The sequence below is a fragment of the Paenibacillus sp. J2L1-98 genome (assembly GCF_056269405.1).
This window is the reverse complement of sequence record NZ_JBWDNW010000016.1, coordinates 108,689-132,067: the sequence shown is the minus strand read 5'-3', so window position 1 is coordinate 132,067 and position 23,379 is coordinate 108,689. Positions and strand designations below refer to the sequence as shown.

Here is a 23,379-nt window from a genome sequence, read left to right as displayed (position 1 = left end):
TTGTCCCGAAGGACAAGATCCGCTCGACTTGCATGTATTAGGCACGCCGCCAGCGTTCGTCCTGAGCCAGGATCAAACTCTCCAAATTGGTGTTTGACTTGCTCATTACTTTTTTATCGCTTTTTCGCTTATCCCGAAGGATTTGCGAGGCAGTTATTACTCGTTGTTCAGTTTTCAAAGAGCAATCTTTTTTCTTTCGTTCCGGTATGTTTTTTGGCCGGAATAAGAATATATCACGTATCCTTATAGTATTGCAAGTCTTTTTTTGAAATTAATTTATTATTTTCGATAACAACGCCGGCAAAGGCACTAACCAAAACCGATAACACCGTACTTAACAGCGATTCATTAAACAGTATACATATTAGGAGGTGCAGTAATTATCCGGAACATTTTATTGTAATCATTTCTATCTTTCATCTTTTCGTATGAGACGCAAATCTAAATGGTCCCCATTAACAACCATTTGTTTGTTGCAAACAAGCACATGTGTCAAGCCACAACAGACCTCTTCAATTCCGTCATAATCTAATTCGTGAATTTTAATTTTATGATTCCAGAGCCTATTTTCGTTTAGATTACCTTCATCTACAAAATTCTCACGACACATTTCAAATAAATGTTTAATATATTAAACATTCGTCAAAGTACTCTCCTCCATTTGTTTTACGGCTTACACGGCTCCCTATCCTTAGTTTAAGTAGTTTACACAAGAAATCGATCGTAGAGAAAATAAAAACAACTATCATTCATAACCGTCAAAATTTTCTTCTCTGGGTGACAACTGGAGATACTAGATGCCTAAATCTGATCAATAAGAAAGCCTAAGGGGGCAATTTAAACGATAGCAGCTAATAAAGGCCAAACAGGGGCATTCGCTTCAGCCTGACATCTTTACAAAATCCCCTATTTTGTAAAGTAGTCCGGCCTCCCAAGGCTTGTGAGCAGTTTGCTGCTTGCTGTCTTGCCGTACACTATATTGTTCGACGTTACCCCAGAGGTTTTCCGCCTCCTTGCGAGTCCCGTTAAGAATCCCAATGGAACCCGGTGTTTTTCCGGGGCCGCTTGGGATTTAGGGACGGTGAACCGGGGGATTAGAATTCTTTCATTAAAAGTATTCAATATTACAAAAATTTGTAAAGTGGCTTAAAATATCCTCAATGGGGGGGAGGTGAACTAATGAACAAGTTTAAAAAATTAATTTTGCCAATGACATTCGCTTTTGCCCTGTCTGCTGCCGTTCCATCTGCATCAGCCGGAGCTGGAACATGGGATTATATTGGCGAAGAAACTGTTTACCAGAATGGCAGCAGTTGGGATTCTGGTGGAGGCAGCTGGAAAGTAACCAGTGATCCATACAATACAGTCTGCGTAAACTATGAGCTTTGGGAGTATGATCCTTATGATCCAGATGACTACGTAGGAAAGCGCTCTGTCTGCCCTGGTGAGAATGATGTATTTGATGTTAGCGGATTTACTGACGGTGGTGGACAAGCTGAACTTTACGTGAAAAAAACAAATTATAAAGGTACTCCTACAAGATTAATCTATCACGACTGATCAAAGGCAAGCCGGCACTAAGCTGGCTTGTTTTTCATTTCGCCAAAACAGATCTTTAGCAGCCTCTCTAGGGTGTCGCCTAAAGTTAAACCAGAAAAAAACGGGAACTGTCGTCTCGATCTCAGTAGCCAACCTCAATACAGCGCAAACTAACCCCACACTCCTAATATAATGACTCCCAATGTAATTAAGAGTGATGAAAATAATCGCCTTGCACCTTGTGTTTCACGTAAAATAAAGATCCCCATAAGCGCTCCGAACACCGTCCCGATTTCCCTCATGGGAGCGAGCTGTGCTACAGGACCGAGAGTTAGAGCAAACAAGAACAGAAGGTACCCGCCGGGTGCGATAAGCCCGCACAGCAACATGAACTTCCAGTTGATCTTTAGTTCCTTCTGCATACCTCCTGATTTAAAAGCGGCCCACGAAAGAGCCAGCAGATTACCGATGGTTGTTATTTCGTTTAATACGACTGCTGAAGCATAATGCAGTGCAATTTTATCTACGACAATATAACTGGTTATGCATATTCCTACCGCCAATGCGAGCAAAGGAGCTTTTAACGATGATGATTCGCTTCGCTTAAACTTTATGTTACTCAGTAGAGCAATTCCCGCGACAATGGAAACAACACCTAGCCAACCTGATAAAGTTAGCTGTTCGTTCAGTAAAGTTACTCCAAGCAAGGGTACTAATAATGGGCTAGTTCCTCTCATAATCGGATATACCTGCGACAAGTCTCCTACTGAATAGGCAGCCGCAAGTAAAATGGTATACAGTCCGTGAAGGAAAATAGATAGAAGTATGACCCACCAACCTGTACTTTGTATTGAAGTATTGCCCCATTCCATAATAGCCCACGGCATGAATATAAGAATCGCTACAAGCTGGCAAAACCAAAGAAAAACATTCTTGTTTATGCTTTTTTTCGTATATAAATTCCAGATAGAATGAAGAAACCCGGAACTGAGGACGAGTACAAACGCTGTACTGAGCAATTTCCACCACGACCTTTCTATATGAAATCAACTAACTCAACAGATTACCACATTTTTACTTATCTTGAAACAGAATCCGCCCTTCCATGTATAAACGAAAAAGACCCGAAAGACGGGCACTTTTCTCAAAGTGTCTATCTTTCGGGTTTATAAGAAGGAAGCCGGCAAGCTGCCTATTGCGTCATTGAAGCAAAATTGTCATAATACAGCCCTTGTTCCCGCTGCCGTTCTCCGTAGCGCTCTATCGCTTGCCCTATGTATTCCGCGTCGCGATGTACCCATCCGATTAGTGCCGACCCGCGGGCCGATTGCCATGGAAGCCCGATATAATATAAACCCGGCACCGCACTAACCCCGCGTTCATGAGCGATGGCCGAATCTGCGTCAAAAGCTTCGGGTATGTCGATCCAGCTGTAATCCTGCTTGAAGCCTGTCGCCCAGATGACTGCGCTGACCTGCACGTCAGAACCGCCTTCGAATATGACGCTTTCCCCCTCTGCTCCTATCGCTCTCGGAACGATAGAAACCTCTCCGCGCGCAATCGCTTTTTTGAGCTCAAAGCCATATAACGGGTCCTTTTTGGCCATCAGCTTTTTACCGAGCCGCGTCTCCGGTCCCTTCTGCAGCAGAGCAATTTTGTCATACCACCAAAACAAGCTTCTCCCCATTACCCGGTAAGGTAAATATTGAATAGCGCCTGACGCAGACAAATATACCTTCTTGGTCTTGGACAGCTCATAGGCGATTTGCGAGCCCGAATTGCCAGCTCCTACAACCAGCACGCTGCTTCCCGGCAGCTGCCCGGGATTCTGGTAATTGGCCGTATGAAGCTGCATGATCTTCGAAGATAATTGGCTGCAGAAGTGAGGATAATTAGGGCTTTGGAAAGGTCCTGTCGTGACGACAACCTGATTTGCCGTCAACTCCCCTTCAGGAGTCGTGATGCAAAACTGACCATTCCGAACAACGAGCTTTCGCACTTCCGTTCGCAATTGAACAGGAAGCAGGAACTTACTCTGATATTCCGCTAAGTAATCGGCAATTTCGTCTTTATGCGGATATCCCCATGGGTTTCCCTGCATCTGCAGGCCCGGAAGCCCGCTATAACGGCGAGGCGTGAATAATTGCAGCGAATCATAACGAATTTTCCAGCTCTCGCCCACGTATTCTCCTTTATCCAAAATCATGAAATCCCGGTTCGCCTGCCGCAAATAGTAACCGGCAGCCAAACCGGCTTGCCCTCCGCCAATCACAATGACATCCTTAGTCAGCAAGTTCATCCCCCCTCGCTAACAGAAGCATTCAAATGAGCTTGATTGCGGCTTTTCTGTCGCTCTCCAGCAGGATTGGTGATGCCAGGAATAAAGGGGAAGCATATGCGTTCGGCCTTTATCCACGTACAGCTTCGGACGGAAGCCCATTGCATATAATTCCCCTGCAAGCCCCAGTATCGCCAGCCTGGACTGCCCGTTACCAAGGATGATTTTACGGGATCCGGAAGCGTGCGATTGCCGGTTCACATCTTCGGCGGAGAGCGAAGAAAGCGGACCTATATAAATGAGGCATTCGGAAGCGCTCCGTACAAGCTCATAGCTATCTCCGGCCGAATAATCCCCTTGCTTTAGACATTGAACGGCTTCCACTAATGTGATCGTTCCATTCAGGACCGCAGCCGTGATTGCCCCTACCCCGGAACCAGCAGAAAGCTTCGGAACAATTCCCCAATCGCGAAGCATCTGTACGAAAGCATACTGCCACGCGAACACATAAAATGCTGAGCGCTGCTTTTCCTCTTCCATATGAGAACCGCCCTGCATCTGAACGATTTGATTCACGACAGAAAAGGATTGTTGAAAGGACTGATCTTGAATCGGCTGCACATAAGCTTCTTGATCAGACCCTGCATCGGAAAAGCGGAAGGCGATCTCTTGTTCCGATAGAACGGCGTTCCCATTCTTCAAGCCCGGATGCTCTGCCTCAGCATGAAACGACTCCAAGCCTTCGGCCAGCTCGTCGAAAGAGGAGGCGACCAGCGACAGCCGATGGCTGTGATGCTGCCGTCCTTGCCACAGGCTGCTGCAGAGCTCGCTTAGCAGCCGCTCTTGCTCTGCGTACCCGCTGCGGATCATATGAATATATTGCTCCGTCAGCCGGGAAAGCCCTTCCTTGCGGCATGCAGACAGTACGAACAGCTCCGGCTGCTCAGCTAAGTCCCGCGCTGCGTATGACTGTTCAGCCATGAAAGGACCCATAGCTACATGAACATTCGTGCCGCCGAAGCCGAATGAGCTGACGCCTGCGCATGATCCGGGCTGCAGCGTCTCGCACTTCACCGGTACACGGACGGCAAACTTCGCATGCGGGATCTCATCATTCCATTTCTCGAAATGCAGGTTTGGCGGAATGATCCCGTGTTTTAGGACTAAAGCGGTTTTCATCAAGCCCGCAATCCCGGCTGCTGCCTCAAGATGCCCTATATTTGTTTTGACTGATCCCAGAAAATAAGCGCCAGCAGTCGTTCTGCCCGCGGACACCACGTTTCCAAGCGCTTTAACTTCGATAGGGTCACCCAAATAAGTACCCGTTCCATGACTCTCGATATAACCAATGTCATCAAACTTAATTCCTGCTTGCGTATAAGCGGCCTGAAGCAGTTTCTCCTGCGCGTGCTGATTCGGTGCGGTTATTCCGTTGCTCCGTCCATCCTGGTTGAGTGAACTTCCACGAATGACCGAATAGATGTCATTTCCATCCTCTATCGCTTTGGACAAAGGCTTTAGAAGAATGGCCCCGCAGCCTTCTCCTCTTACATAACCGTCCGCTTTCGCATCGAAGGTTTTGCAGCGGTCATCTGCCGCAAGCATCCCCGCATTGGATAAACTGGTCGTAATACCATCCGTCAAAATAATATTGACGCCTCCGGCGACCGCCTGCTTGGAGTCTCCAGACCAAATGCTTTGGCACGCCATATGAACGGCTGCAAGCGAGGAGGAGCAGGCTGTGTCGATAGCTAAGCTGGGGCCGTTTAAATTGTAAAGATACGAAAGACGGTTCGCAGCAATACTCAAGGCATTTCCGGTTAAGGAGAAGATATGCGGCTCTTCGGCCTGCAAATCCTTCCTGCCGTAATCATTGTTGGAGATGCCGATAAATGTGCCGCTCATCGTATTGGCCCAATCGGATGGAGGAATTCCCGCATCCTCGAAAGCTTCCCATACCACCTCTAACAAAATACGCTGCTGCGGATCCATACGTATGGCTTCGCGGTAGGAAAGGTTAAAGAAAGAATAATCGAAGCCGTCAATCCCCTCGATATAACCGCCTTCGCGACCGACAACGGGCTCATTCAATTTAAGCCGGTCCGCCGGATAGGCTGCTATGGCATCCTTGCCCTGAATGAGCAGCTCCCAAAACGCGCGTACCCCATTCGCTCCAGGAAACCGGCAGCCCATGCCGACGATGGCGATCGGCTCCCGGTTATGAGCGTTTGGTTGACGGGCTGCCCGCTCCATATCCGGCATATCGCGGCCATCCTCCCCCTCGAGAGCAGCTGCTAGCGCATGAATAGACGTAAACTCCCAGAAGACGGTCGGAGATATTTTCCGCTGCAGCAGTCTGCCCAGTTCACCGGAGAGCATCATGATGGCTGCAGAGTCGAGTCCGAAGCTGCTGAATGACTGATGAATGTTGATCTCGCTCTTCTCCAACTTAAGCATCTCCTTTATTTCCTCGATCAGCCATTCTTGAATCCGGTTTGATTCATTGATTGAATTCATCATCCGCTCCCCTTACAACCATTGAAGTTTTTGTTCGTCATACTGGCTTTTGGCCAACCGCCGCTGAATTTTCCCGCTGGAAGTTTTGGGAATCGTCCCCGTCTTAATCAGAATTAACTCATCCAGCATCAGGTCATGCGACTCCGCTAACGCCTCTCTGGCAGCCGCCAGAACTTCTTTCTTCAACGAATCCGTATCTGGATCATGCTTGGTACGGTGACGGTATTCCCTGTTCAATTCCGCCACTGCCACAACAATATCTTTATCCCCCTTGACTGCTTGGAACATGGCGATGTACTCCTTGCGAATAGCCGGATGGCAGTTCTGCACGGTCAGCTCAAGATCCTGCGGGTAATGATTCCGGCCGGCAATGATGATCACATCCTTGATTCGCCCCGTAATATACAGCTCAGATTGCCGGATGAATCCCAAATCTCCCGTACGGAGAAACCGCTCCTCCGGATATGCCGCCAGAGCCGCTTGAAACACTTCTTCCGTCGCTTCCGGATTGTTCCAGTACCCTAGCGCGACACTCGGGCCGCTGACCCAAATTTCACCTACTTCTTGTTCAGCGCACAGCTGTCCGGACTGCGGATTAACGATCAGCGTACGCTGCTCCGGCACAATGATGCCGCAAGCGATGAGCGGCCTCGATCCGGGAGCGCCCTCCTCGGTCACAAGCACTTCGTTTTGCTCCAAGCGATCCGAACGGACCCATAAGCTGGTGTACGGCTCCTCTCTCTTGCAGCCTGCTACATACAAAGTGCCTTCCGCCAAACCGTACGAAGGTGCCAAGCTATTCGCTTGGAAGCCGTATGGCGCGAATGTCTCGACAAAGCGGCGCAGCGTATCCTCGCGGACCGGCTCGGCGCCATTGAAAGCAAGCGCCCAGCTGCTCAGATCGATATCGCTGTCCGTACCCGGATTAAATTTGTTCACGCAGAGCTCATACGCAAAGTTCGGGGCTCCGCTGTACGTAGCGCCATACCTGGTTATCGCCTTGAGCCAGCGTATCGGCTTCTGCATGAAGTTTACAGGCGACATGTAGACAAGCTCGCAGCCAAGCATCAACGACATTAATAATTGTCCGATCAAGCCCATATCGTGGTAAGCGGGAAGCCAGTTTACAATTTTAGTTTGTGGGGATAACCGAAAATAGGCAGCGATTAACGACATATTGTGAATGAGATTGCCGTGTGTCACCATCACGCCCTTCGGATTGCCCGTAGATCCGGATGTATACTGCAGAAAGGCCAGCTTATTGCCTGAGCAAGGAGCGCATGCATATTGATTCATACCTTTAAGACGATCAGTAGCCAGCAAGTTAAGATGAGAGATGTGGGAAGAAGGATCCAAATGCGCTTGGATATCCATCATCATGCTCTCGGTCGTCAGAGCAATAGTTGCACCTGAGTCTGTGATGATGCTATCCAGCCTCGGGGTAGGTCTGCGAAAATGAGGGGGATAAGCGGGTATAGCGATTACGCCGGCATACAGGCAGCCCATAAATCCGACAACGAAGTCAATTCCGGGCGGATAGAGCAGCAGGGCCGCCACGTGCCGCTTTCCCTCCCCATTCATGGCTGCCGCGACAGCCATTGCCCGCTTGCTTAGCTCCGACGCCGTAATGGAGACAGCTTGCTCTTCACCATCCGTTAAGTACGTGTACAGCTTCAAATCCGGTTGAATAACGGCGCGGTATTGCAATAAATCCACCAGGTTGCTAAAAAAAGTGTGCTGCTGCGTTTCAACACTCATTCGGTTCCACCTTGCTTGGCATAACGTTCTCCGAGAAGCTCGGATACATAGGCTGCCAGCGTGTTTACAGACTGAAAATGATTTTTCAATTGATGCAGCTTTGTCCGGTCAATAACGACACCGAAGCTTTCTTGTATGCCGCCGGCAATGTAGAAGGCATCGATGGATTCAAGCCCGAGCCCATCCCCGAACAATGGCGCATCATCGGCGATATCCTCCGGCTTCATGTCTTGCAGCTGCAAATTTCCGATTAACACCTTCACCTTCAGAAGCTCGATAATATTTTCCTTAGAGAACGTTTGAAACTTAATATTCATCGCTGAACTCCTTTCGATAGGTAAGTCAGGCCGGCATCAACCGATAGAAATGCTCCAGCGCCTGTTCGATTGATTCAATGAAGTAATCCAAATCCTCTCTTCTAGTGAATTTTCCCATACTGATTCTAATGGAAGTCTGAATTTCCGCTTCCGTAAGCCCCGTCGCCATCAACACGCCGGAGAGCTTCTTCTCCTGGTTGGAGCTGCATGCCGAGCCGACTGAAACCGCAATTCCGAAGCGGTGATCGAGGTAAGCCGCCAGCGCTTCTCCTCTAATATTCGGTATTTGGATATTCATCGTATTGGACAGCGTTCGGCCTGGGTCCATCGATCCGTTTATCCGGATTTGCGACGACAGCTTCTTCAGCCTCTTCTCCAGCAATAGCTTATATCCAGCCAATCGCTGCGCCGTTTCAGCCGTCTCCGCACGCGCAAGCCGGCACGCTTCGCGGAGTCCGATCAGCGATAGCACATTCTCCGTCCCGCTGCGCAAGCCGGATTCTTGACCGCCGCCATGAACGAGAGGCTCCAGCTGATAGCCGCTGCTCAAATAAATCCCGCCTACCCCTTTAGGCCCATAAAATTTATGGGCGGAAAAGGAAAGCGCATGTACGCCCAGCTCCTGTACATCAACGCTGATTTTTCCGACTGCCTGCACAGCATCGGTATGCATGAAAATATGATTGGAACGTGCAATGCGGGCAATTTCCCGAATCGGCTGAATCGTGCCTAATTCGTTATTGGCGAGCATGATGCTAATCATCCTCGTCTCTTCCCGCAAGGCTTCAGCCACAGCTTCAGCACATACATATCCCTCAGCATTCACCGGCAGATAGGTTATCTGGGCCCCCCACTCACGGGCTGCATATTGAAAAACCTCCAGCACCGAGGAATGCTCGATCGATGAGGTGATCACATGCGGCCTTGTCCCCTTCCACTGCGATAACCAGCCTTTTACCGCCCAGTTATTGCTTTCGCTTCCCCCGGAAGTGAAATGAAGCTCGCTAGCATTGCAGTTAAGCAGGGCAGCCGCTTGCTCTCTGGCTTCTTGTACAGCAGTTCTGGCTGACCGTCCGGTTAGATGGTTGCTGGACGGATTTCCGTACAAAGAAAGATGTTCAATCATAGCATGGGACACAGAAGGATCGATTGGCGTTGTCGCGTTATAATCGAAATATGTGCCGTCCATCTGCTACACCGCTTTAACAAGACACATAGAATGGAATAACTCCAATAAGATCTCATAACAATGCATCTGATTCGGTTCAAGCTCGCCTAGCATCGTTACTTTGTCAGCCAGCGGAGTATCCCTGATCTGCTGCAGCGTCTTCCCTTTCACGTATTCGCTAAAAATGCTGGCGGTCGCGATAGACGCCGCACAGCCATATGCTTTATATTTAATATCAAAAATCAGATCTTCCTTTAATTCGATCCCCACATGAATCGTATCTCCACAGATTGGGTTGCCAATCTTGATCCGCTCATCCGGCATCTCAAGCTCTCCGATATTCCGGGGACTCATAAAATGCTCGGAGATGATTGTGTTGTACATGCTACCCACCACTCTTTTCTCGATTTAACCGACCTAACCAATCGGGCACTGCGTAACTCTTGCTTCCTTGTCCGACATATATTTCTCCAAATTGATCGCGCAGCAGCCAATCTCGGCCCCTTTAATGCGATACATATAATGGACCGTTTGGCCATGCCGGCCGCAGCCGCATTCACTTACATACACCAGATCCTCCGTCATAATAAAACCGGGATAGGCAAGCGAAGAAGGATCATATACAGCCAACCGGCCCGGTTCCCCAGGCGCTGCCTCCCGCTCGGGATGATCCATATCCCTGACGGAGAAATGAACCCACGGCGGCACATGCTTGGCATGCCCCTCGCAGTCAATGGCCATAAAGTTGGTCTCTACTAATCCGAACATGTCGCGGACCTGATCTTCTTGAATTCCGAAAACCGCAGCCGTTTCCTTGTTGAACTCCAGCCGGTCGATCTCACGGCCCGTGAAGCTCTTCCATCCGCCAAGCGTAATAATTTTGGACTGCCGGTCCAGCTTAATCGGTGTTTGCTGATCGGCCGCATATTGAACCAGCCGCTCCACTAGAAACGGCGGACCTATAATATGGCGCGTATGAACATGCTTCCACTTCTCCAGCTGATCAAGCACACACTGCGGATCGAAGGAAGAATCATGGACAAAGAACTTGCTCGAATCAAGGAGACCGGAGAACATATTGACGAGCTTGACAAGCCCCATCTCCGGCATATCCTCGGCAGACGGTGCCAGAAAGATCGCACCGCCTCCAAAAAATCCGAACATTTCCCGGAACATGGCATAAATGCTGTGCACGCTCCGGGTCAAAGTCTGTTCGTCGCGCCGGGATATACTCGGAATTCCGCTTGTTCCGGTGCTCCGCAGCTCATGCTGAAGCTCGGCAATCGGCTTGGTCAGCAGCAGATGAGCGTTTACGTCCTTAAACTTTGCGATCGCAATCGTCGGAATTTTCACAAGATCGCAGGTACTTTGAATGTCTTCCGGAGAAACCTGTTTCTCCATACAAACTTTCTTATATAAAGCATTGTTCTCATAATGGAAGGTGAAATTATCCTTGATTAGCTGCAGCTTGATTTCATTCTGCACATCCGCTTCAAGGCGAAATACCGACTTAGCGGATGCGATTATGCTCCCTACCGGATCGATACCAAGCTCAGATCCGAGCTTCAAAACATTTGAATAGGTTGACATGTAGACCTCCCAATTTGGAATTACCCTATTTCATAGCAGGTTCCGGTAACGGCTTCTTACGCAGCAGCAGGAGGGATAGCATAAATAATAACGACATAACGGCTCCCCCGAGATACGCATTGCGAATACCGTACGCTTCATACTTTCTTAATTCAGACTGATAGAGCTGCAGCATAACCTCTGTTTCATTGCCGCTAACTCCCTGCATAAACACAGCTTGCTCGCTTCCTTTCTTGTTTGCAGCTGCGAAGCTGTCTGTTTCGCTTAGCCGCTCGAGGAAGGCTGCTTTCGACGCTTCGGAGATATCGGCCTGCTGGATCTTTTGCGCAACATCCTTCTGCAGCCCGGCCGCGTTCATATTCATGGAGGTCATTGTAATTGAAATGAAGATCACTACCCCTAGCGCGCCTCCCAAATTTCTGAACATCGCAAATATTCCGGATGCGGTTGACAGCTTATTTGGCGGGATAGTCGAAGTGCTCATCGTTAGACTAGCTACCGCAATGATCCCGATCCCGATTCCCGCGCATGTTAATCGAAAGATAAGCAAGGCGGTAGGAGTGTCGCTTTCGAGCATGCCGAAAGATGTAAAGCTGGCCAAGGTAAGCAAATATCCAATGAGAATCGGCAGCCGGCTGCCGTATCTATCGATGATCTTGCCTATTAGAGGCGCTGCGAGTAGTAAGGTTGCTGACATAGGTGTCATGATGAGAGAAGCTTTCAGCGTGGTAAAGTGTTTGATCTGCGTTAAATAGAGCGGAGAAATAATCATCGTTCCCATTAGTAGAATGCCGCCTAGCATGTTGGACAGAACGCCCGTGAGGTAATTTCTGTCCTGAAAAATACTCAGCTCAATCAGTGGAGCCTTTGCGGCTTTCTGCCACCATGTAAATAAGCATAAAATGAGCAAAGAGGAAGCGATCATAACGATCGTTGCCGTATTCAACCAACCGCTTTCCTGTGCCCGCAGAAAAGAATAAATCAGAATAAATAATCCGATGCTCAGCAGAAGGGTGCCGGCAATATCCAGCCGCCCCTTCACTCGTTGATCCGTATGCGCCCGCAGGGATACCCGGGTAAGAAAGATCGCCAGCAAAATAATTGGAACATTGATATAGAAAACGTATCGCCAACTGAAGGTCTCGGTTAGGATTCCACCTACGCTCGGACCGATCGCAATCGCCAATGCGCCAACCGCGCTCCAAATTCCCATTGCCGTGCCGACCTTCTCTTTCGGCACCATTGTGCGCACGAGCGTCATGCTTGCGGGAATCGCCATCGCGCCGCTAATGCCTTGAAGCACCCTCGCCGCTATCAACAGCTCCACATTTGGCGAAACCGCGCATAATAATGAGCTTAACATAAAGAACAGAAGCCCTAATTCGAACATCCTCTTCTTCCCGAACAGATCCGCTGCCTTCCCCATAAACACAAGAAGGATCGCTACCGTCATCGTATAGGCATTAATGATCCACGATGCCGTGCTCAAGGAGATCATGAATTGATCAACCATACTGGGCAGCGCAATATTTACGACTGTACTGTCCAGGAAGATTACGAATAATCCTAAACCGATAATGAAGACTTGTTTCATCCCTGCTGAATGTGATGGATGCTGTTCAGCCTGAGCGTGCATGCGGCACCCGCTTTCGTATAATAGGCTTTCATCTCATGATTGAACGGCTGCCGTCAGAGCGTCTATCTGTTCCGCTTGCGTACGAGTCTCGAAACGACAAATATGCAGCAGCATACAAGAACGCATCCGGCAACAATAAGCAGTGTCGTGTTCATCGTTATAATCTCCTCCTTTTCCTAAACATTGGTTACAGTTGGATTCGGACTCGCCTGATAATCAAATGCATTCAATGCATTAATCCCGTGCGTAAGCACATAACCTGCGTTTGCCACGCCTCCAACCAAAAGTCCTTCTATCAGCTCTTCCTCTGTTCCGCCAAGCTTCTTAAAGCTCTTCGTATGAAAGTCTATACTGTAGGCGCAGCCATTGACATGAGATACCACTACCGCGATCAGTTCTTTCGTTTTTGCATCGATTGCGCCGGGAGCCAGCGCAGCCTTGCGAAACTGTTCGAAAGCAGCGAACGCTTCCGGTTTCGTTTCCTGCACCTCGGCGAACCGCTCCATATTAGCTGTACTATAAAGCTCATTTACAACTTTGTCTTCGATCGTGTTAAATGCATTTACACTGTGAAACAAGACAGTCTCAGCGTTTACGGTCCCGGCGACTAATATAGCCTCAACCACTTCTTCCTTCGAGCCTTCAAGCTTCTTGAATTTTCCGGTATGAACGTCGATACAATACGGACAGCCTGTGACATGAGTTACGGCTACAGCGATCAATTCCTTTGTGCGGGAAGAGATCGCTTTTTCACTAAACGCTTCCCCCATAAATTGAAAAAACGCCTTAGAGCCTTCAGGTACGATTTGCTGCAGCTCCGGAACTCTTAGAAGATTTTTCCGCTCATACAACGAACTTGAATTATTTTGACTCATTCCCACATTCCTCCATATTTTCGATTTACAGTTGTTATGATATCAAAGCATAATTGGACTGTCAATATGTTTATATCTAACTATTTTGAAAAGAAAAAAACCCGAATTAGTCGGTTTTAACGGATAAGTCCGACCAATTCAGGTTTAATAATTAACTACTTTAGCCCGTTAATTAGTTAGTTATCTAACTATAAAACGAGAAAAAATCAACTTCATTATTTGCTACTTGTTGAAGTTTTCCTCTACTCGTTTCATCCATGACAGATAGAGAGCTATCTCTTCTTTCGAGAATCCCTGCCGGACAATCTTCTCTCCCTCTTCTACTATCGCAAGACATGGTTCCTTCAAAGCCAAGCCTTCCGGGGTCAAATAGATACGATTGATTCTAGTATCCAGCTTATCGTGTTCGCGCCGAATCATCATCTTATCCTCAAGCCCTTTTAGCAGGAAGGTCATGGAGGCCGGCTGTATACCCAGCACTTGCACCATATCCTTTTGCGTGAGTCCTTCTTTCTCCCACAAAATCATCAGGACGCCCAACTGCGAATTCGTCACATTAAATTCCACTAACCTTTGGTCCAAAAAATTGCATACATTGCGGTAATTCTTTTTGAACCAAAATCCGATTGATCCGTACAGTGTCGTGTTCATTCATTCACCCTCATCGTCCAAAGTAAGTCCGCTCCTATATTATACACGATCACCAGCTCGATGTGTAAGGCTTAGCAGGCTAACCCGGGTTTCCGCAGCGTTAACTTCTCAGTGACTTCAGCTTCTGGATGCCATACCAAATCCATCCCCCGGTATAACAGATCATACAGCCGAAGAACCGGGGCTTTTTGATTGAACCGTTTTTGCTAATCGAACAAGAATTCACATGTATCACCTCCCTTCCCAATAAATGTTTCGATCTCTAACTAAATTTTATGCACATATTTAACGAAATGTCAATGCTTATGTCCACTACGTATCGGAAATAACTTGAATGAGATTTTGGCGGAGTCCATGAAGCGTCTCATTAGCAAACAGAGCCCTTTTGGGATATGTGATGGAGCATACGTAATCCCCGACAATGTAAGATAAGGTACAGAACTGAGGAAATCCTTCAAAGCAGCTATAAATTAACCCGTCCTTTATCTCAAAATGATCGATCTCAAGAAACTTGAAATTTATGATCAAGCCTGTTTTCAATATTTTGGACAATGCCTCTTTCGCCGTCCACAGCAGCATAAGCTTTACCGAAGCAGAATAAGGCAGCCAGCGCATAGCTTCCTGCTCGAGAGCTGTCATCTGCGCTGCCAGCGTTTCTATTTTCCGGTTGTCTATCCGCTCTATATCGATGCCCATTGGCATAGCTTCCGGGAAGCCTACCGAAATGCCAACGTTATCGCAATGACTTATACTAACTTGAATGTTGGAATGGTTAGCATGTACAACGATCGGTTGAGTAAAGATTCCCCGGTCAATCATGATTTTGTCAGGCTGATCCTCGCCTATCAACACTGCTGCCGCGCGTTTTGCAGAATATCTGCCGAGCAGGTAGCTGCGCTGTCTTCTCTCGTACTGCAGGGAGCTGAAGTACTCCACTTCATTCGGGTGTAAAAGATCAATCGCTTCGGCGCAATTCTCAATGAGCGGTATATGGCATGCGCTTATGCAAACACGGTAGCTTCTTCCCGCACGGTCCTTTGCGACCATCTCGGCAGTTGACAACCGTTGCTGACTACTACTGGTCATTAACTGTCTCCTTCCGCAATTCTATGTAGATAATATCCAAATAAATTACTTACTATAAAATTCCACTTCCAACAGAAAAACCCTTCCAATTCAGGAAGGGTCCATACAGCGATGTTTCTTTAATTTTTTGAAAAGTGAACAGCTCTCCGCATGACAGAATGGGCAGTCGCTTACGATTTATTATTACTTTCTCCATCGTTCGAGCTTATGGATGTTTCTCGTAAAGAGACCGGTCAGAAACTTCGGAAAGCCGAATTCTACCAGCTTTTGTTTTACCCGGTCCTTCATTTGGCCGACTGACAGGTTAGGCATCGTAAACTCGCCATTCTCGTAACAATGACTGCAGTATTTTTTGCTTTTGCCGCCGTTTCTCTCCGTACCGCCGCCTTTTTCATCGCGAGCAAGCGGCATGCCGCAGCTTTGACAATTTTTATACGCTTGTTCCATATCCTCGCCCCCTTAAATCGCCGTTATTGGATAACGAACTTCATTTAGTTTCAAAAAATCGAATTAATCTGCCCATAGGGGCTTTAATTATAGGACATCCATATCGTATTCCCCACAACCTCAAACCCCTGCTTAAACCAAAAATTCCGTGATTTATCTAGTGTATATACATACATTTTTTTATTAGGGTACTTCTCTTTAAGCCAGTTCATAAAGAAAGCGGCATACCCCTTACCTTCATATTCCTTCAAAACATCCAATGCTTCAATAAATACAAAATCTGTTTTGTTTTTAATATCGATATAGAAGTCCTTCTCCAGGTACTTCTCATCGCTGCTGAAATAATCCTTTTCCGCCTTATGAATTAACTGTTTCCCATTATCGTATTCCCAAACCACGCCGTATCCGACCATATTATTTTCAGCTTTGATCACATAGATCTCTTCCGGTATTTCCGGCTTTTCCTTCTTGCTCAATTCCCCTGCATGATAACCGGATTTTAATTCGCTTAACAGGGTCTTCATGTCTTGATCAAACGGTTTTGCTGTAATTGTAGGCATTTCCTATCTCCCTTAGCTATTTCATAGCACATATAGTCTCCAAGAAAGAGAAGCTATTCCCATCATTATACACCATACTGCCAGCTGCAGCCTTTCAGCAATCATTCCTTTATTTCCTCCCTTACCTCGATAACGAATGGGCATTAGGTTTTCGCCTCATCAAGAACGGCTGGGATACGCTTGAATTTAATTTTCCGATGATGCAAACCGTAATAGAGGATAACCGAACACGCAACACTAATGCCGGCAATCAAATACATCGTATGAAAATCCGTTTGGGCGGCAACCGTTCCGAGAACATAAGAACCTACACAATATCCTGCGTCAAATACCATAAGAAAGTCCCGGTTGCCGTCCCCCTTCGTATACTTGGCGAGGATTGAACCGCAATTGCTAGAAAGCTTGGAAAGAGAGCGCCAAACCCCAAACCAATCACGCAGCCTGCCCCTAGAAATAGAGCTGGTGTATGAGCCAGTCTTAATCCAATCGTTCCAGCTGTAAAAAGAAATAAACCCGGGTAAACGAGGATGTGTTCGCCTAATTTATCAAATATCCTGCCTGTCATTGGCCGGGATAAAATAATCATCGCTGCAAATCAATTGCAATTGCTCCTGTTGCCGTTGCCGCAATGCCGTATCCGATCCCATGCACAAACCGCAGCGCAAGTAAAAGATATAAATTAGTAACGCCCATGTATAAAGAGGTGCACACCAAAAATAAAACGAGAGAAAGAATTAAAACCTTTTTCCTATTGAATTCATCCAACCACTTACCGGCTATAGGACGAAAGATAACTGCTGAAATAACTAAAATAGTCATCACCAGCCCGACATCTTGATTTCCGCCGTGTAATTCACCTTTAACAAATAAAGGAAGAGTAACGGCCAAAATGTAAAAAGTCATAAATATAAAAAAATTGCTTAAACAAACGGCAACAAAATCTCGTGTCCATAATTTTTGATCGGTTTCCAACACGGCTCCCCCTCAAACTTTTGTAATCGATTACATTTTTCCGGAAAAATGTACGCCACATGACTCCCTAATGACAAGCTGATCATTAAGAATGATATGATCACTTTCGAGCGGTTCGCCTTTAAGTATGCTTAGCAGCGTTCCTTTATTGTGATTACAAAAAACTATGCACCCTAGCGCATAGCCCGTCCAAATGATTTTCACAGAAAAAAACGTCAGCAATCAATCTGACTTGCTAACGTTTTGTCTCTTCTTTTTCAATTTGCTCTCTGCTTTCTCTATATTCTCAGCAACTCTAAATTTAACGATTTCGCTTATTAATTCGTAAGGCAGCGGCTTTTCTAAAGGAAATTGTATAGACCCTTTTGCCCCTTTATACGTTGATAATTCATGTTTAAATGCTTGTATTCCGCTTGGTGCCGGATAGAAGCCTATATGATTTTTGTAAGCTGCAAAATGAACCAAATTTCCAAACAGCGCAAAAGTCGGCATTTGATAGCTTATCTTTTCCGCTGCCTCTGGTGCCGCTTCTTGTATAACTTTTCTTACATTTTCAAGTATTTCCTGAACTTCGGGAGGAAAATTTGAAATATACTCATCAATCGTCTCATACGTGATTTTGTTTCCGTCCATGATTTCTCCTTTCATATGTTCTAAAGAGTCATAGCATGCCCATGCCTTGCCAAAAACTCTTCCTTGTCTTTATAATCCGGCATAATGCTTCCTACACGTCTCCAAAAAGAACGATCATGGTTCATATGAGTGAGATGACATAGTTCATGAATGATGACATAATCAATAATTTCAATCGGCGCCATGGCTAAACGATAATTAAAGGTTAGTTTTTTATCCGAGCTGCAGCTTCCCCACTTGGTTTTAGACTCTACGATCTCAATCGTTTTGGGTTTTACTTTCAGCTGAGTTTGATAGATTTTGATTCGTTCCCCTACAATCTTCTTGCAGCTTGAGAAATAGAACTTTTTAAGACTATTTTTCAGTTCTTCTTCATTTAAGTCTTTCGTCTCGATTAACTCATGGAGAAAATAATATTTTCCAAGATGAAGGAACTTTCCTTCATCTTGATACTCTCTTATCTTAGGGGTTTCTCGCGCTTCCGCAATCGTCTGTAATTTTTCCAAAATCATTTTCCCATGATGTTTCACGGCGTTCATAACCATCTCATTACTTGTATCATTAGGAGCTTTAACGGTTATAAGCCCCATAGAGTCGATCTGAATCGAAATCTTTTTTCTAATGCCATATAGAACATTAACTTCTATCGTATTATTTTCAAATTCAATTTTCATAATCATCATCGTTCCTATAAGGTTATTTCTATATCCTTTAAAAGCAGGGGATCGAGCCGCAGTTAAAGATTACTCCATGCTTCTCTCCTCTCTTTCCCCTATTGTATCAAATCATTATTCCGTTAAAAAGCAATAGGAAATGAAACAGAAATGAGTTTATTCTAATCTGCCTTAATTTTTCTAATTGGTATTACATGTGCTAATTGTGTACCATACGTACATAACCTTTTTTTCTGCTCCTCTAAAGCGGCTTGGATAACCGCTCTAGAGGAGCCTTTCTCCTAGGTATGAGGACAAACGACTGATATATTGCGGTCCCTTTACCTGAGCGTTTGTATTGATCGATTTGTTAAATCATATTAAAAATAAAGGCGCACGGGAAAAGTTTCCCTCCGCCTTCTTTGTTATTATTCATGTCGAATTATGTTTTTAGGCAGGCGGCACAGATAGCGCAATCATTGTGACAGAGAACATTCATCTATATTCACGCTTCTTTCCTACCACCATAATTCCTTCAGTAAAGATTTAACTACTGAAGTCGATATCTCAGGATTCAAGCTGGTGGAAGCCGGGGCGATGCTCGATCTGACGGACTTGATCGAGAACTTAGGAGAATATCAAATGTGAACTATTAAATGATGGTTCATAAGCAATGCTTGGCTATCCGACAATCCGTACGGTAAAAGACTTTGAGAATGCAATGCAATTAAGGCATACCTTGAGAAGCATCCTACAGACGAGAATGGCAACCCAAACATCGGCCTGACTCGTCGGAGAAATCAAGTACAATATGACCGAATATAGATCAATGGGTGATTATCCGCAATTGTTCACCTTTGTTGATGTATTATTTAATACCACCTATATAACTGACTTCCCAAATAAGTGCCGACCATCGCATCAAGCTGACTCGTATATTTACCAATTTGGTCCGCATATCCTAATATCTTGAGATCTGTCGCTGTGGACATTTCTGTATCGCCGTTTTCATACCGGTGTATATTGAAAAAATCCGGAATTACCCCTGCTTGCTTTACTGAGACAAGCATCTCCTTCATCCACCCGTTATACTGGGTATCATCCTCCAGACCGACAGCGCCGATTGAAATCGTCGGATCCACAGCCTTCATAGCCCTGTAAAAGTCTGCGAACTTTAATCCATAATCGGCTCCGGTAGTATGGCCGTGTTCCCAGAAGCCAAATATTTCGTTGCCGATTTCCCAATTTTTGATGTTCATCTTTTTGGTAATATTCATATACTTGACTCAGTCAACAGCCTTCTGAACAGCCTCTTCATGGGTATGCTGCTTACCATCCCAATAGCCGCCGAAGTTTACAATCGGCTGAAGAGTCGCACCAACAGCATTAGCAAATTTTATAGCTCCCTCATTGCTTACCGTCCACGATAAATCTGATGAACTGGGCGTACCCATGGTATCCCAGGCCGCTGCATCGGCATAGGATCCACCAGGATAACGAATCACACTATGCCCTGAGGCGGCCACCAGACTGTTTACGGTTGAATCCTCTCCATTAAGACTTCCTTCCCACACCGCCATATTCGTACCGTAAATATCTTCCGGTATGGTATGGATATTAGACGATGCATTAACTTTTATCACATTGTCTGCTTCCTTGGCATGTACACTAGGCAATACTGAAATAAAAAGTAAAGATACTGCCAAAAATGACTTTAACAGCATATTTTTCTTAGTGAATACAGATTCCAAATTTGTTCACCCCATAAATAGATAATGTAATCAAGATCCTCTTACGAACAAAGTGGCTCAGATGTCAACTCCGAGGTGCCTTACAATAATTGCTGACTTGCCGTGACTTATTCATCCCCTTTCATCTTGTTAACTAAGATTCTCTACAGGTGTTGAAACACTTTCATTTATGATTGAACGCGCTCCCTGTACTTATATATTAGTTTTTTTGATTTTAAAAGCACTAACATAATCCACCTTTAATTGTTTACATTTTATGTTCAACAATTAATATGTAAATAAACGGACGAAAGCTTTAACGGCTAGTTAAACCAAATAATCAATCAATGAAGGAACAATTGGGTAACTGAATTTACTGATAATATTGAATCATTACATAAGCTCAAAAACACTCTCCCAATCCTGTCCCCATGATTTCTGAAGCAAAGGAAGCTCTCAAGAACATCCGATTCTTCTCCTAATAGTAAACACCCCATCGCTTGGAGAAACTTCTCCTCTACTCCTTATGCTCTTTACCCGTTTCAAGTCTAGCATTGATCACAACAAGCCTTGCTTTTGTATTAATGCAGTGTCATAACTGGAAAAAGATTCGAAACAAGAAAAAAAGCAGTCCATCCTCAACCGAGGGCGGGCTGCTTTTGCTCTTTTAGCTTCACCATCCGTTTTACATTTACAACGAATGCGGAACCACTTGTAGGCTAAGTTTACTAGCGTTTCTTGTACCACCCGTTCGTCTGAGAGGTTGTAGGGGATTAGCAAAAACAGCAGCCGAAAGAGCAGTTCGGGCTCATTCGCAGATCTGCCATAATATTTACAGTAAGATTGCTCTACCAACTCATTAATAAATCCGAAATCTACGGCCACATGAATCTTGCGCAGCAGATGGTCTTCCGGCATATAACTCCGCATGAAATGATGCGGTTAATGTCTGGCTGGATTCAACAACAATACTCAACTCACTTTTCCTTTTTCCCAAAGTATACAACAAACCCAGTACCGACGCGGTACTGGGACGTTTTTTCACAGATAATGTATTCGTTTTGCAGGGCTCTCCAAAAGGGGCCATCCTCTTTAGGTGCTGGCTATAATCAGTTGTTCTACCGCTTATCTCAACACTCCTTGATGCTTTTCATGGAGAACGCTGGTCTGGTCCCCCGTTATGGAAAGCTTGATGGAAGGCGCAAGTTTACCCCCGAAATGTTCGATCTGGTACTCCGGCGATTGTTCACCGATCTCTTGAATGCTCTTTCCTGCCACCTTCGTGTAATCGATGTAGCTAAGGACGGTGCCATTGGGCATTACCATCCAGGAGTAAGCCTGATAAGGCTCTTCTTTCGGGTTCCCGATCACCAGCCCGCTTCCGTTGAGCGGTTTGTACGATTTGGACAAGGTTTTTGATACAAATCCATAAAGCCCTTCCGGAGCGCTCAGCCCCGGAGCGAATTTGTTGCTGTGGGTTTTAACGAACAGATAATATTGATTTCCTTTGACCATCACGCCGGGACGTTCCAATTCATCATTGACGCAATTCGCTTCCAGCACGGGAGGCAGTGCTTTAAACTCGGTCAAGCTACCGCTGATCGCTTTAGCGATGCCGATGCTTGCGTTATACGATTTCGACTCCGCCGGCGCAGCATGCTCCTGCTGGGATTGGCCCGACCCGATGAACTCGGGAAGGCAGCTCCGTTCGGCCAGCGCCCCAGCGGTGTTTGCGCTGAATAAAATATACTCCTCATTTGTTTTTGGATCCTGGAAATAGTAAGGATCACGGAATGCGTAAGAGGTTTCTCCTTGCTCAGCCTGTTCTTCATTTTGATAATATTTTCCGTCTGCTTCGAGTATAACTTTGTGTTCGGACCAGTTGTCGAACGTAACGGAATTGTTTGTTGTTTTAATATCGGCGATAGCCGTAACCAAACGTTGACTATACGAGAGAACCTGCTCGTTTTTAGTCCCTGTGGCCGTATAAAAAATATGAAGCTTGCCGTCCTTGTCGACGATGGAAGAACCTGCCCATTGTCTGGAACCAAGGGCTTTGCTATCTGTAAATAATAATCCGCCGAGCTCCCAACTCTTTCCGTCCTTGGAGTAGAAGTAACGTATTTGCGCCGAGTCATGGCGTTTTCCGGGAATCGTATCTTTGGAAACCGTGAGTGCAAAAATAATTTTATACCCGTTTACCGATGCCGGGATTCCGTTTTTATTCTGAAGCGGCCATGTGTCCCAGAGAATATAGTCGGAAGAGATTTCCTGAAGTTCATCCGGGTTAATGACAGGAGCTGTGCTGCTCTCCGTCAATTGAATTTGGCTGGCCTGCTCACGTGTCCAATCAGTCGTTGACCACTGGGGCGCCGCGCCGGAAACGATTGCCGGCATTAATAAAATGGACAATCCAAGGACAGTTGCTGAGAGTTTGTTTAAAACTTTTTTCTTCTGCATATTCTTCATGAATACACGCCCTTTTCTATTAATTGAATAATGATCGGTATGTAGAATGTTGATTTATTCCTGTATCTTTTTCCCTTATATTAGGAGCCTCCCTTCTTTTGACAGGAATAAAAAAAGACCTAAAATGCTGAAGAGGTAGTACCAAAGGGGCACTCACTCTTCATGCATTTTAGGTCTTGCCTGCAAACCAGTAACAATCCCAACTTATTCGATTTTCAAATCTATCTTAATTATTCAGACTCGATATAGCAATAGGAATATTTACCTAAAATCAAAAAAAGAGGCATCTTCAATGGCTACAAATTGTCTGAGGTTATCCTTAAGCAACTCTTGACGTCGATATGAAGATACACGACGATTAGCCTTTAGAAACAACTCCATCTGATTTTTTGCCGCAAGCTCTAACTCACTAGTCTTTCCTCTGTGATACTCGCACAAAAAATATAGGCCGACAACGATATAAACCACTGGAATCTTAAAATTTTATGTTTACCAAAGGA

Annotated in this window: 20 protein-coding genes, 1 rRNA gene and 2 pseudogenes; 1 reads left to right on the top strand and 22 read right to left on the bottom strand. The window is 45.8% G+C overall.

Annotation, left to right across the window (positions count from 1 at the left end; genetic code table 11):
* A 16S ribosomal RNA gene (locus AC0YNZ_RS23075) occupies positions 1-88 on the bottom strand; the annotation flags it as partial.
* Positions 89-1,179: 1,091 nt separating this feature from the next.
* Between AC0YNZ_RS23075 and AC0YNZ_RS23070 the strand changes: the two genes are divergently transcribed.
* Positions 1,180-1,560 (top strand): hypothetical protein, encoded by a 381-nt coding sequence (locus AC0YNZ_RS23070; protein WP_475828841.1) that lies wholly within the window; start codon positions 1,180-1,182, stop codon positions 1,558-1,560.
* A gap of 149 nt (positions 1,561-1,709) precedes the next feature.
* On the opposite strand, the gene AC0YNZ_RS23065 is transcribed toward AC0YNZ_RS23070, so the two are convergent.
* From AC0YNZ_RS23065 to AC0YNZ_RS22965, 21 genes and pseudogenes are all read right to left on the bottom strand, one after another.
* Positions 1,710-2,558 carry a DMT family transporter gene (locus tag AC0YNZ_RS23065; protein ID WP_475828840.1) on the bottom strand — a complete coding sequence of 283 codons (849 nt, stop codon included), beginning with the start codon at positions 2,556-2,558 and terminating at the stop codon, positions 1,710-1,712.
* 173 nt (positions 2,559-2,731) lie between these two features.
* The gene (locus AC0YNZ_RS23060; RefSeq protein WP_475828839.1) at positions 2,732-3,832 is read right to left on the bottom strand and encodes a flavin-containing monooxygenase; all 1,101 of its coding nucleotides are present in this window, start codon (positions 3,830-3,832) and stop codon (positions 2,732-2,734) included.
* Between the two features lie 15 nt (positions 3,833-3,847).
* Complete coding sequence (locus tag AC0YNZ_RS23055) at positions 3,848-6,337, bottom strand: type I polyketide synthase (RefSeq protein WP_475828838.1); 2,490 nt, start codon at positions 6,335-6,337, stop codon at positions 3,848-3,850.
* 9 nt (positions 6,338-6,346) lie between these two features.
* On the bottom strand, positions 6,347-8,092 hold the full coding sequence (locus tag AC0YNZ_RS23050) for a fatty acyl-AMP ligase (protein WP_475828837.1): 1,746 nt from the start codon (positions 8,090-8,092) through the stop codon (positions 6,347-6,349).
* Positions 8,089-8,409, bottom strand: coding sequence for a phosphopantetheine-binding protein (locus AC0YNZ_RS23045; RefSeq protein ID WP_475828836.1), 321 nt, complete (start codon positions 8,407-8,409; stop codon positions 8,089-8,091). Before AC0YNZ_RS23045 ends, AC0YNZ_RS23050 begins: the two co-directional genes overlap by 4 nt.
* Before the next feature lie 25 nt (positions 8,410-8,434).
* Entirely contained in the window at positions 8,435-9,598 is a 1,164-nt protein-coding gene (locus tag AC0YNZ_RS23040) for a cysteine desulfurase family protein (RefSeq protein WP_475828835.1), read from the bottom strand.
* A 3-nt stretch (positions 9,599-9,601) separates the two neighbouring features.
* Positions 9,602-9,961, bottom strand: a complete 360-nt coding sequence (locus AC0YNZ_RS23035) for an iron-sulfur cluster assembly scaffold protein (RefSeq protein WP_475828834.1) — start codon at positions 9,959-9,961, stop codon at positions 9,602-9,604.
* Between the two features lie 33 nt (positions 9,962-9,994).
* Positions 9,995-11,167, bottom strand: a complete 1,173-nt coding sequence (locus AC0YNZ_RS23030) for a LuxE/PaaK family acyltransferase (protein ID WP_475828833.1) — start codon at positions 11,165-11,167, stop codon at positions 9,995-9,997.
* A 25-nt stretch (positions 11,168-11,192) separates the two neighbouring features.
* Positions 11,193-12,761, bottom strand: a complete 1,569-nt coding sequence (locus AC0YNZ_RS23025) for an MFS transporter (protein WP_475828832.1) — start codon at positions 12,759-12,761, stop codon at positions 11,193-11,195.
* Positions 12,762-12,979: 218 nt separating this feature from the next.
* On the bottom strand, positions 12,980-13,678 hold the full coding sequence (locus AC0YNZ_RS23020; protein WP_475828831.1) for a carboxymuconolactone decarboxylase family protein: 699 nt from the start codon (positions 13,676-13,678) through the stop codon (positions 12,980-12,982).
* Positions 13,679-13,900: 222 nt separating this feature from the next.
* The gene (locus AC0YNZ_RS23015; RefSeq protein ID WP_475828830.1) at positions 13,901-14,329 is read right to left on the bottom strand and encodes a MarR family winged helix-turn-helix transcriptional regulator; all 429 of its coding nucleotides are present in this window, start codon (positions 14,327-14,329) and stop codon (positions 13,901-13,903) included.
* 312 nt (positions 14,330-14,641) lie between these two features.
* Positions 14,642-15,415 (bottom strand): 4'-phosphopantetheinyl transferase family protein, encoded by a 774-nt coding sequence (locus AC0YNZ_RS23010; protein ID WP_475828829.1) that lies wholly within the window; start codon positions 15,413-15,415, stop codon positions 14,642-14,644.
* A gap of 183 nt (positions 15,416-15,598) precedes the next feature.
* On the bottom strand, positions 15,599-15,862 hold the full coding sequence (locus AC0YNZ_RS23005) for a zinc ribbon domain-containing protein (RefSeq protein WP_110771403.1): 264 nt from the start codon (positions 15,860-15,862) through the stop codon (positions 15,599-15,601).
* A gap of 83 nt (positions 15,863-15,945) precedes the next feature.
* The gene (locus AC0YNZ_RS23000; RefSeq protein WP_475828828.1) at positions 15,946-16,422 is read right to left on the bottom strand and encodes a GNAT family N-acetyltransferase; all 477 of its coding nucleotides are present in this window, start codon (positions 16,420-16,422) and stop codon (positions 15,946-15,948) included.
* A gap of 143 nt (positions 16,423-16,565) precedes the next feature.
* A pseudogene (locus tag AC0YNZ_RS22995) lies at positions 16,566-17,397 on the bottom strand (MFS transporter).
* 219 nt (positions 17,398-17,616) lie between these two features.
* On the bottom strand, positions 17,617-18,027 hold the full coding sequence (locus AC0YNZ_RS22990; RefSeq protein WP_475828827.1) for an iron chaperone: 411 nt from the start codon (positions 18,025-18,027) through the stop codon (positions 17,617-17,619).
* Between the two features lie 20 nt (positions 18,028-18,047).
* A complete protein-coding gene (locus AC0YNZ_RS22985) occupies positions 18,048-18,701 on the bottom strand; it encodes a M48 family metallopeptidase (RefSeq protein ID WP_475828826.1) in 654 nt (217 codons plus the stop codon).
* Between the two features lie 851 nt (positions 18,702-19,552).
* Complete coding sequence (locus AC0YNZ_RS22980; protein ID WP_475828825.1) at positions 19,553-19,957, bottom strand: hypothetical protein; 405 nt, start codon at positions 19,955-19,957, stop codon at positions 19,553-19,555.
* 9 nt (positions 19,958-19,966) lie between these two features.
* On the bottom strand, positions 19,967-20,431 hold the full coding sequence (locus AC0YNZ_RS22975) for a hypothetical protein (RefSeq protein ID WP_475828824.1): 465 nt from the start codon (positions 20,429-20,431) through the stop codon (positions 19,967-19,969).
* Between the two features lie 684 nt (positions 20,432-21,115).
* Positions 21,116-21,380 (bottom strand): annotated as a pseudogene (locus AC0YNZ_RS22970) (transposase); the annotation flags it as partial.
* Between the two features lie 155 nt (positions 21,381-21,535).
* The gene (locus AC0YNZ_RS22965; RefSeq protein WP_475828823.1) at positions 21,536-22,879 is read right to left on the bottom strand and encodes a glycoside hydrolase family 68 protein; all 1,344 of its coding nucleotides are present in this window, start codon (positions 22,877-22,879) and stop codon (positions 21,536-21,538) included.
* Between the last annotated feature and the right edge of the window lie 500 nt (positions 22,880-23,379).